Below are 10,364 nucleotides of genomic sequence, written 5' to 3' on the forward strand. Positions count from 1 at the left end.
GTTCAGACCGCGCGCCCGGCGGCCGCTTCCTCGGCACGGGTCCGGCCCAGCAGGCCGATGAGCTCCTCGTGCAGCTCGAACCACACCGTGTGATAGCTGTCGATGATCGGCCTGGCCACGAAATGGTGCTCGCCGGCCCGGATCCGGTCCAGGGCCGCGGCGAACCGGGGCGGGTAGTGCGTGAGCCTCGTCGCGGCCGCCACGATCTCCTCGAGCAGAGCGGTGAACGAGACGTGCAGCTCCTCCAGCCGCTCCAGGACCTCGCCGTCGTAGCCGGGGTCCGTGTGGTCGTTCGGAGTGTCGGCATCGCGCATCTGCCAAGCGGTGATGATGGACTTGAAAGCCGTGTTGTGCTCGTCGAATCGGTGGTAGAGGTCCTGCAGTCGCGCCTGGTCGAGGCAGGACCGCTCGGCTTCCAGCAATTCGGTCAAGCGCTGCCTGCCATCCGGGGTGAGCCTGACCGAAGACCCTTTCCACACACAGTGCCCGGCCTCGGTGACCGATTCCAGCATCTGCGTGCACCGCCCGGCGTCATGGTTCAGCGACGCCGGGACGTCGTCCGCCTTCAGCCGGCCCTTCATGCGCAGCAGCTGCAGCAACGAAAGCTCCAGCTCGGCGACGGCCGAACCGTTCGGGGTGGACATTCGCGTCATTGCGTTGCCTCTCCTCACGATCTACGAGGTTGTCTACTACTCGACTATTTATTGTACTTGCATTCGCGCTGAGGTGAAGGCCGCTTTGAGCTTGCGCTTGTCGAGCTTGCCCATCGCGGAACGGGGTAACGACGGGGCGAACTGGACCGAGCGCGGGCACTTGTAATGCGCCAGCCGGTCACGGCAGTACGCCAGCACGTCCGCCGGATCGGGCGGGGCGAGGGCGTCGCGAGCGACCACGACCGCCACGAGCTCCTCACCCATCTCGGCATGTGGCACCCCGATACAGGCGACCTCGTCGACCTCGGGATGCGTCGCCAGCACGAGCTCCGACTCCGCCGGATAGATGTTCACCCCGCCGGACACGATCATGTCGGAGAACCTGTCGGTGATGTAGACGTACCCCTCGTCGTCTACGTACCCGATCTCGCCGAGCGTGAACACACCCGGCTGGAGGTGGACATCGCGTTCCTTGTCCGGCGCCTGGTGATAGACGATGCCGCGGCCCGTCGTGTCCCGGAAGTACAGCCGCCCCTCCACGCCCGGGGGAACCTCGTCGCCGTCCTCATCGACGACGACAACCTCGAACGGCGACACCGGCCTGCCGACCGACCCGACATGGCCCAGCCACTCCCGGGCACCGATCAGGCAGGTCGTGCCGACCTCACTCGCCCCGTAGCTCTCCCAGATCACCTCACCCCACCAGTCGATCATCGCGCGCTTGACGTCCACCGCGCATTTCGACCCGACCTGGAGCACGTACTTCAGGGACGAGACGTCATAGCGGACCCGGACGGCCTCGGGCAACGCCAGGAGGCGAACGAAGTGGGTCGGAACCATGACCGTGCTGCCGATCCGGTACCGCTCGATGGCAGCAAGGACCGTCTCCGCGTCGAACCTGGCCAGCACGGTGACCGGCGCACCGCCGGCGAGCAGCCGGGTGCCGACCAGGGGGCCACTGTGGTACATCGGCCCGACGACCAGATGAGCACCATGCCGCACCCAGGACATGGCCGCTAGCCGCTCGACGTGTTCGGCGATGTCGCCGCCACCGACGAATGCGGTCGGCGGCAGCTCCGTCCCTTTCGGCCGTCCCGTGGTCCCCGACGTGTACACCAGCGAGGGCAACGGCTTCCGGTCGGTCGGCGGCTCCGAGTCGCCTGCCTCGCGCACCCACTCGGTCCAGGTCCGTGCGCCGTCCACTTCCCGACCGTGCGTCACGACGAGTGGCACACCTGCCGCACGGGCGGCCTCCACCGCACGCGCCGCCGTCGTCTCGTCGGCGAGCACCACGCCCACGCCCGCGTCGGCGAGGATGTATGCCGCTTCGTCGGCGGTCAGATGGAAGTTGACCGGAACGGCCGAGCATCCGGCGAGCGTGACCGCGACGTAGCTCAGCAGGGTGTCCGCGGAGTTCGCGGCAAAGACCGCCACGCGGCGCTCCGGCCCGAGCTCGAGCGAGAGCAATCCGTTGACCGGCCCCCGCAGCTTCTCGTCGACCTCGGCCCACGTCAGCTCCTGGGCGGCGTCGCGCAACGCGATTTCGCCAGGGCGCTGTGCGGCCAGGGACGCAGCGAAGGTCATGGCATCACCCCATCGTTCTCGACCAGCGACAGCAGGAAGTTTAGTCTATTCATCAACTATCGTCTACTAGATCTATTGGTTCCCGATCAGCGCGGAAAGCCAGCGGGCGTCGGCGGATGCGTCCCGGTTCACCGACACGGCACCGACACTGAGTTCGCCTCGCAGCAGCGCGGCGGTGTCGCTACCCGCGTCGGGCACCGGCGCCGGCGAGGCAGGCCCGTAGGACATCTGGTAGATGTCCGCTGCCGACTTCGCATAGGAGAGGCGGTCGAGCGCGACCTGGCCCACCGCGGTCCATCGCGGAGCGGGTGTGACGCCGGCACGCACATCAGGGCAGTTGACGTTGACGATCACGCTGTCGCGGACGAGCCGCTCGGCTCCGGTCCCGGCGAGCAGGCGCGCCACCAGGCCCGTCGTGTAGTCGGCAGCCGCCTCGTAGCTGGCATCGTCGGGGATGCTGGTCGCCCGGGTGCCCGCACTCACCGCGATACCGGGTACGCGATGCTCCACGGCAGCGACGGCGGCGCCGACCGTACCCGACAGATTGACCGCGAGATCGGTGTTCGCGCCCGAGTTGATCCCGGAGAGCACCAGGTCCGGCCCGTTCGACCAGCCGAAGCGGTCGCCGAGCAATGCACTCAGGGCGACGTCGACAGCGTCGGCCGGAGTGACCGACGCCGAAGACGGTCCGCACGGATCGGCGCCCTGGCACACCCCCAGCACGGCGCCCCGGGACGGAGCCGCGGAGCAGTCCGCGGCGAAGCGCGCCGGCACACCCAGCGGCGGTGCCACCCTCACCTGCGGCGATGCGGCCGTGGCCCGGCTGCGGCCACTTTGCTGACCCCACGGGCCGACGACCACGACATCGGCACCGGCACGGCAAAGCGCCGCACGCAGGACGTACAACCCGCGGCCGTCGGCACCGTTGACTTTCGCCGCCTGCACCGAGTCGTCGTTGACCAGCATGATGCGCGCACCCTCCAGCGCACTGCGCGACGGCGGCTTACGAGCCGCGTCGGCCGAAGGCAGCGCGAGGAACACCGCGGCCAGCAGGGCCGGCACCACCACGACCACCACACGGCGGTACCGCACCCGTAACCAATTCATGAACACGACCCTCCTGAGGCTCGTCGGCGAGCCGCCGCACATATCAGGTCAGGGCGGCTGCCTGACCGGTAGACTGTTGAGCAACCGACAATTTGCACTGACACGAAATCGATTGGGGTAAGCGCGCCCATGGCCACCAACGAGGCGACAGAAGCGCCGACGCACACCATCAAGGATCCTGTGGACTGGGCGCGTCACTACTGGCTGGAACAGGAACTGCCGGGCGACGAGCAGCGGTTTCTCGCCATGTCCTCACTGCTGCGCTACCAGCGCCTGATCGTCGACTCCGTCGAAGCCCAGCTGCGCAAGCACAAGCTCAACCTGACGGACTACCTCGTGCTGATGACCCTGCAGCTCTCCGAGAACGGCACCCGGCTGGTCAGCAACCTGGCACGCAACCTGATGGTGCACGCGACGACCGCCACGCTGGCCACCGACCGGCTGCAGAAGCGGCGGCTGCTCACCCGCAAGCCGCACCCGACCGACCGGCGAGCCACGCTGATCACGATCACCGCGACCGGCCGGAAGCTTGTGTCCAAGGCGACCGTGGGACTCAACGAGATCGGGTTCGGGCTCGGCGACCCCAAACCCGGTCAGGTGGACACGCTGCTCGACCTTCTGATCGACCTGCGCGAGGCGGCAGGCGACAAGGTGCACTGACCTTCGGCTCGCACACCGGATCATCACCACTGGCACTTTAGTCTAGTACACATTAGTCTGTACATAGACTTTTTGCCGAAGGGAGCGACCCGGTGGTCCCGAAGCTGTCCGCCCGTCCCGCCCAGGCCGTCCCCCCGGTCGACCGAGCGATCGAAGCCGCCCTCTCCGGGCTACCGGCGGGGGCTGAGCAAGCGGCCGCCGTACGGGAACTGGGCGCCTCGCTGCGCCACCGTGCGGTCCTCGATGATCAGGTTCGGGAGCGGCGGATACTGCGGCTGCCGGAGATCACCGGCACCGCCGCGAGGCTGTGGTCATCCCCGCCAGGAAAGCCGGACGAGCTTTTCGAGGCGGTCTTCAACGACGCCCCGGCCCTGGTCGGCCGTGCGGCCACCGCGGCAGAGGATGCCGGCCATCTCGCACGGCTCGTGGAGTGGCTGATCGAGACCGATCTGGCGCAGGTCCCGAATGCTGTGGGCGACGACGAGCGCTCCGGCGCGGCCGAACAGGTACAGCCGGCGCCGACCGTCTCCGCGGGCGAACTTCTCGCGTGCCTTCGCAAGCAGGCCCGTGCCGGCGAGGTGGTTCACGCCGTCTCGAATGTACGGGTACTTTCCGGCGGTTTCTCGAAAGAGATGCTGACCGCGGCCGTCGAGTACGGACGCGGCGCACGCGACGTCGTGATCCGCAAGGTCGCCAAGGGCCGCACGGCGCACACGCTGGCCGGCGAGTTCGCCGCGCTGAGCTTCGCGTGGCAGCACCGCGTTCCGGTGCCGGAGCCGTTGTGGCTGGACGAGTCGGCGCTCGGCCAGCCCGCCTTCGCCACGGGGATGTCGGCTGGACGCTGCGTCGGCGATGTCTGGGGCCCGTCGCAGCCGGTCGACCGGCGCACGGCCGAGCGGATCGCCGCGGTGCTTGCCCGGCTGCATTCCCTGGACACGTCGAGCCTGACATCCGCGCCGCTGCCGCCGATGTGCACCAGGGACGAGATCGCCGGTGCGGTCGACGAGCGCCGGCAAGTGCTCGACGCGGTCGCGGAAGCGGCCGACCCCTACGCGGCGGTGTTCGCACTGGTATTGGCCTGGTTGCGCGAGCACGTGCCGGGCGACGTCGCGCGGCCCGTGCTCGTACACGGCGACTTCGGCCTCCACAACATTCTGATCGAGGGAACGGCGCCCACCGCCGTGCTGGACTGGGAACGCGCGCATCTCGGCGATCCCGCCGAGGATCTGGCCTACGTCCGGCCGAGCGTCGAGCCCATACTGCCGTGGGAGGAGTTCCTGCGGGCCTATCAGGACGCCGGCGGCCCGCGGCCCGACCCGCGGAGGCTTGCCTACTACCGGGTCTGGCACGACGCCTGGCGAGGTGTCTCGGCGTACCGGCTGCGCGCCAAGTTCGTCGCCGACCCCGCCCGGATCTCCGACGCCGTGGCGGGCCTGCTCATGTCGCCGAGGTTCCTGCTCCGGGCGGCGCACAGTGCGTTCGGGCCGGCGGCCAAGGCATGCTGAGCGATCTGGACGAAACGCTCTTCCACCAGTTTCCGCAGCCGTTCGCGGTGGTGGCCACGAGCGATCACCGCTTCTTCGACCGGTACTGGTTCTGCGGGGCCGATCCCCGAAGCGGGCTCGCGTTCTTCGCGGGCTTCGGACGGTACCCCAACATGGCCACCCGCGACGGCTTCCTGTGCGTGCTGGACGGGCACACGCAGCACAATGTCCGCGTGGCGACCCAGCGCGAAGCGGCCACCGGATTCCTGGCCGGCAGCGCCGGACCGCTCACCGTAGAGGTCCACGCGCCGTACCGTCGCATCGCGTTGTCGTTGGACACGCCGCGGTTACGGGCGCGGCTCGAGTTTCGCACCGACCGGCCGCCCCACCTGGAACGGCACCACGTCGAGCTGGGTGACGCCCGGATCCTGCAGGACCAGCAACGCTACGTGCAGGTCGGCAGCTGGGACGGATGGATCGAGCTCGGTGCGGGCCGGCACCGCGTCGAAGACTGGTGGGGCGACCGGGACCACGCGTGGGGCGTCCGCGTCGACGTCGGCGGGCTCGAACCGCCCGAGATGAGCAGACGAACCCGCAGCTTCACGGTGTGGTGCAGCTTCACCGCCGGGGCACGCCACGGGATGTTCCAGCTGCGCGAGTACGCCGACGGGCGACCCCGGTACGTCGATGGCGCGCTGTACCACGACGGTGCCGTGGCGCGCGTCCGTGACATCGAGTACGACGTCAGCTTCGCCCCCGGCACCCGCGTCTACCGGCGAGCACGCCTGTGGGTTCACCTCGAGTCCGGTGACACGGCCGAAATCATCGCGGAACCCTTGACCGCCCGCGCCTGGGCCGGCCGCGGTGGCGGTTACAGCAGGGGGTTCGACGACGGCCGTGGGTTCGGCGCGCGCCGGGGTGAGGTCGTCGAATACGACTGCTACGACCTGACCGATCCCGCGGAGGTGCGCTCCGGTGGCGCGGTGGTGCCCGCCGGGCATCGCGAACAGCTGGCACGGTTGACCGTGGACGGTGAACCCGGGATCGGCCACTTGCCGATCATGGACCGCAGCGGCCTGTTACCGGGCTGAGGGCTCGGCGGCCGTTGCCGTGCCGGATGCCGCTGACGCGCCCCTGAGCGCGTCAGCGGCGCGGCCCGTCGAAGGCGTCCACCTGCCAGAGGCGCTCGCGCTCGAGCTGGTGGCTGAGGTACGCACGCCCCGCCGCGCGCGCGGGATGCGCCGGATCGGGCAACGCTTCGATGAGCACGACCAGCCCACGGCGCAGCCGGATGGCCTCGTCCTGCAGCCGCGTCACCGCGACATCCGTGGGCACTTCACCGGCGCCGGCCAGAATCTCGTCGACCTCGCGCCGCGCGTCCGGCGGGAGCTGGACCGACCATGTGCCGAGCAGGTTGCGCAACTCGGCGTTGTCCTCGATGAGCGCCGCTTCCTCGTGACGAAGACGGCTGCGCACCGAGCGGAGCATCTGCCCGACCGTCCGGCACAGACTCGCGGTGTATCCGTCGTCGGCGGCGGTGACATTCGGTGCGATATCCCGCTCCAATGTCGTGATCACCGCGCCGATGACGTCGTCGGCCGTGGGTTCGATCATGCGTGACACTCCTGGTTGCACCGGTAGCCGTGCGCGATTCGCAACCGTCGCCGACCTTCCGTCCAATCACGACTTTATACCGCGAGACTCCTTTTCTGGACAATGCTTTTCGACCGAACCGTTCCAGAGAAGAGCCGGATTCTGCTTGAGCACCAAGGACATCCGGATAGGCCGGCCGCAACCCGAAACAGCCTCGCCACGCGGATGCTCTTGTTAAGGGACACCAGTGTCCCTTAATGTCGAGGCACGTCAATTCAAGGGAGGCCGTCGTGACCGTCGAGCCGGACCAATCCACTCCGTCCCGAACCCCGAGTTGCCCCACCGATCCGGAAACGGCCTTCGCCGAACTGGTATCGCTTCATCCAGAGGCGGTGCGGTGTCCTTACCCCACGTTCGCCCTGCTTCGCGAGCAAGCACCGGTGCACTGGTCGGACGCCTTGGGTGCATTCGTCGTCAGCCGCCACGACGACATCGTGGAAGTACTGCGCGATCCCGGTATCTTCTCCTCGCGACTGCAGAGCGGAGCAAGCTCGGTCACCGGTCTCGCCCAGCGCCTGGTTGACGACACGCGCACGTCCGCCCCGCTGCGAGCCCAAGCGTTGCGGCGCCTCGAAATCAACCGTGACCCCGCCCTCCTCAACGCCGATCCGCCCCTGCACATCCGCCAGCGGAAGCTCGTCAGCCAGGCCTTCACGCCGCGGCGCGTCGCGCAGCTGGAGCCGGAAGTGCGGCAGGTGGCCGGTGAACTGCTGGGCGCGCTGAAGTCACGAAGCTCCTTCGACTTCGTCACCAGCTACGCGATGCCGCTGCCGATGACCATCATCGCCAGGATGCTCGGTGTCCCCGAAGAGCGGCTCGACGATTTCAAGCGCTGGTCGGACGCCTTCACACAGGGCGTCGGCGCGAACGACCTCTCCGAAGGACAGGTCAGTGACCTATTCGAGTCGGTGGACGAGTTCTACGACTACTTCACCGATCAGATCGAGCGCCGGCGCGTTGCTGCCCAGGATGATCTGCTGACCGATCTGGTCACGGCCAGGCTCCCCGGGGACCGGCCGCTGACCGTGCACGAGATGCTGCAGATGCTGGTCGTCTTCCTCGTCGGCGGCAACGAAACCACCACCAACCTGCTGACCGCGATGACCCATCGCCTGCTCAGCGACGCCGAGCTCGAGCAGCGCGTCCGTCAGGACGAGTCGCTGATTCCCGCTTTCGCCGAAGAGATGCTTCGGCTCGAGTCCCCGGTGCAGGGGCTTTTCCGGACGGCGACGTGCGACGCTGAAGTGGCCGGCGTGCCGATCCCGGGCGGCAGCATGGTCTGGCTTGCCTACGCCGCCGGAAACCGGGACGAGGCTCTGACCTCGGCACCGGATGAGCTTCACCTCGACACCGAACGACCGCTGCGACACCTCGCTTTCGGCCGCGGGGTGCACACGTGCCTCGGCGCCGCCATCGCCCGCCTCGAGGCCCGGGTGGGCATCGAGATGCTGCTGCGGCACTACCCGGCCCTGCGCTTGGCCGCCGACGCCGGCCTCCGGATGCATCGCAGCTTCGTGCTGCACGGAATCGCCTCGCTGCCGGTCGTGGTCGGGAACCTCACAGCAGCAGGCAACACTAGTCTCGGGTGAGTGACCTCCGACAGCACCGTGGCCAGGCCGACGAGTCGGCAAAGACGTTCGTCGGCACAGTTACGTGCACAGATCGTGGAGGCCGCTGAGGCCACGTTCGGCGAACAGGGCTACCGCGGCGCCACCATGGGGGCGATCGCCGATCGCGCCGGCGTGACCCGGTCGGTGCTCACCCGCCACTTCCCCACCAAGGGCGAACTGTTCCGCGAGGTCATCACCCAGCCCCTGCTGCAGTTCGTCCAGGAGTGGACGGCGCGGTGGACCGAGCGGAGCACGCCTACGGATTCGGCGGAGGCCGTCTACGAGTTCGTGTCCGACCTCTACCGCAACAGCCGAGAGCACACCGGCGCGCTGCGAATGCTCATGTTCGCCGGAGAGGAACTTGACGAAGAACTGACCACGCGGGTCTGGTCAACCCTGAACGAGGGACTGTCCGCCGTGATGCGGATCGCCGTCAGCCAGATCGGGGGCCGGGGCTTCCCCACCGAACACGCCGACATCACGGTGCGCGCCGTGCTGAGCATGGTGTTGGGCTACGTGACACTGGACAGCGCGCTCCTGCCCGGCTGCTCCGACGACCACGAGGTCGTCCTCCATCACCTAGCCGCGCTCATCCTGCATGGCCTGCGACTCGAACCCCCTGCGGGCGAAATCAACGCTGAGCGGCCAGCGACGGAACGAGGAAATCCTCGATGAAGGCACGGCGATCACGCGCGGTCAAATCCGAGCGCAGCCACAGCATGACGTACACGCCCCGGATCCAGTCGAGAGCCAGACTCAGATCGACCCCCGCACGCAGCTCCCCGCGATCCGCGGCGCGGTGCAACAAGGGGCCGAGGAGCTGATCGGCGAGCGCCCGCATCGTGGGGTTCGGTCCGCCCATGAGCGTGTGCATGTCGACCGACTTACACGTGTCCACGAGATGATTGAGCTCCTCATCGCCGAGACCGCGCTCGAGCACGGTCATCGAGCCTTCGACAAGGGCATCCGCGAACGGGAGGTCCCGCTCCAGGTCCGGCCGCAGCGTCTGCACGAGCTCGCGAGCCTTGTCGAGGATGGCGGCCTGCGATATCTGCTCGCGGGCCAGCCCGAGCCGATACAGGCCGGTCCGGCCGATGCCGGCCTCCCTGGCGATGTCCTCCATCGTCACGCGGTCGACTCCGTAGCGAGCGAAACAGCGCCGGGCCGCGGCAACCACCTCGGGCGGGACCGCCGGCAGCGACGAGTCGTCGTGGGTAGGCACGGTAGACATGGGCCCCCTTTCCGCCCAGATGCTAACCGTGCCACCACCGCCGACCGCACAAGCCCGATCAGCGGGTCACCCGCACGCGGTCGGCCGACCGCACAGCGCGGCCTCTGCGAGGCGAACCTGCTCGACCAACCGGCCCAGTGGTGTTCGCACGCACACGTTGTCCCGGAAGGACGCCACGGCTGCGCTGTCGGACGCCTGCCCGATCACTCCACGACGAGGTGCGCGAGCAGATCGTCCATCCGAAGGCCACTGGCGAGGGTCTGTCAAACGAGCGGTGTAACTCGGGTTGAAGGGGAACTACTTGCGTCCGGCGGCCAGACGGCCGTCGAAGGCGATCTCGAACGCGTTCAGCGCGGGTTTCCACCGCATCGTCCAGCGTTTC

General features: G+C 68.4%; 10 protein-coding genes. 5 read left to right on the forward strand and 5 right to left on the reverse strand.

Going from position 1 to position 10,364, the window contains the following annotated elements; all coding sequences use genetic code 11:
• Positions 1-2: 2 nt before the first annotated feature.
• The 3 genes from HFP15_RS29755 to surE form a co-directional block, all read right to left on the reverse strand.
• Entirely contained in the window at positions 3-653 is a 651-nt protein-coding gene (locus HFP15_RS29755) for a hypothetical protein (RefSeq protein WP_246272146.1), read from the reverse strand.
• Between the two features lie 48 nt (positions 654-701).
• A complete protein-coding gene (locus tag HFP15_RS29760) occupies positions 702-2,237 on the reverse strand; it encodes an AMP-binding protein (RefSeq protein WP_168520087.1) in 1,536 nt (511 codons plus the stop codon).
• A 72-nt stretch (positions 2,238-2,309) separates the two neighbouring features.
• The gene (gene surE / locus HFP15_RS29765) at positions 2,310-3,344 is read right to left on the reverse strand and encodes a 5'/3'-nucleotidase SurE (protein WP_168520088.1); all 1,035 of its coding nucleotides are present in this window, start codon (positions 3,342-3,344) and stop codon (positions 2,310-2,312) included.
• A gap of 129 nt (positions 3,345-3,473) precedes the next feature.
• Here surE and HFP15_RS29770 point away from each other — a divergent pair, with 129 nt between their 5' ends.
• The 3 genes from HFP15_RS29770 (at position 3,474) to HFP15_RS29780 (ending at position 6,579) form a co-directional block, all read left to right on the forward strand.
• Entirely contained in the window at positions 3,474-4,004 is a 531-nt protein-coding gene (locus tag HFP15_RS29770; protein ID WP_168520089.1) for a MarR family winged helix-turn-helix transcriptional regulator, read from the forward strand.
• Positions 4,005-4,096: 92 nt separating this feature from the next.
• A complete protein-coding gene (locus tag HFP15_RS29775; protein WP_168520090.1) occupies positions 4,097-5,509 on the forward strand; it encodes a phosphotransferase family protein in 1,413 nt (470 codons plus the stop codon).
• On the forward strand, positions 5,503-6,579 hold the full coding sequence (locus HFP15_RS29780; protein WP_168520091.1) for an Rv3169 family protein: 1,077 nt from the start codon (positions 5,503-5,505) through the stop codon (positions 6,577-6,579). Before HFP15_RS29775 ends, HFP15_RS29780 begins: the two co-directional genes overlap by 7 nt.
• Positions 6,580-6,631: 52 nt before the next feature.
• Here HFP15_RS29780 and HFP15_RS29785 read toward each other — a convergent pair whose 3' ends face one another.
• Positions 6,632-7,102, reverse strand: coding sequence for a hypothetical protein (locus tag HFP15_RS29785; protein ID WP_168520092.1), 471 nt, complete (start codon positions 7,100-7,102; stop codon positions 6,632-6,634).
• Positions 7,103-7,371: 269 nt separating this feature from the next.
• Here HFP15_RS29785 and HFP15_RS29790 point away from each other — a divergent pair, with 269 nt between their 5' ends.
• Together HFP15_RS29790 and HFP15_RS29795 are read left to right on the forward strand one after the other, a co-directional pair.
• Positions 7,372-8,730, forward strand: coding sequence for a cytochrome P450 (locus HFP15_RS29790; RefSeq protein WP_210718038.1), 1,359 nt, complete (start codon positions 7,372-7,374; stop codon positions 8,728-8,730).
• Positions 8,731-8,805: 75 nt separating this feature from the next.
• Positions 8,806-9,426 (forward strand): TetR/AcrR family transcriptional regulator, encoded by a 621-nt coding sequence (locus HFP15_RS29795; protein WP_168520094.1) that lies wholly within the window; start codon positions 8,806-8,808, stop codon positions 9,424-9,426.
• On the opposite strand, the gene HFP15_RS29800 is transcribed toward HFP15_RS29795, so the two are convergent.
• The gene (locus HFP15_RS29800) at positions 9,383-9,982 is read right to left on the reverse strand and encodes a TetR/AcrR family transcriptional regulator (RefSeq protein ID WP_168520095.1); all 600 of its coding nucleotides are present in this window, start codon (positions 9,980-9,982) and stop codon (positions 9,383-9,385) included. The two genes, HFP15_RS29795 and HFP15_RS29800, sit on opposite strands and share 44 nt — an antisense overlap.
• Positions 9,983-10,364 lie beyond the last annotated feature (382 nt).

The sequence above is a fragment of the Amycolatopsis acididurans genome, from assembly GCF_012328925.1.
In the GTDB taxonomy this organism is placed as follows: Bacteria; Actinomycetota; Actinomycetes; order Mycobacteriales; family Pseudonocardiaceae; genus Amycolatopsis_E; species Amycolatopsis_E acididurans.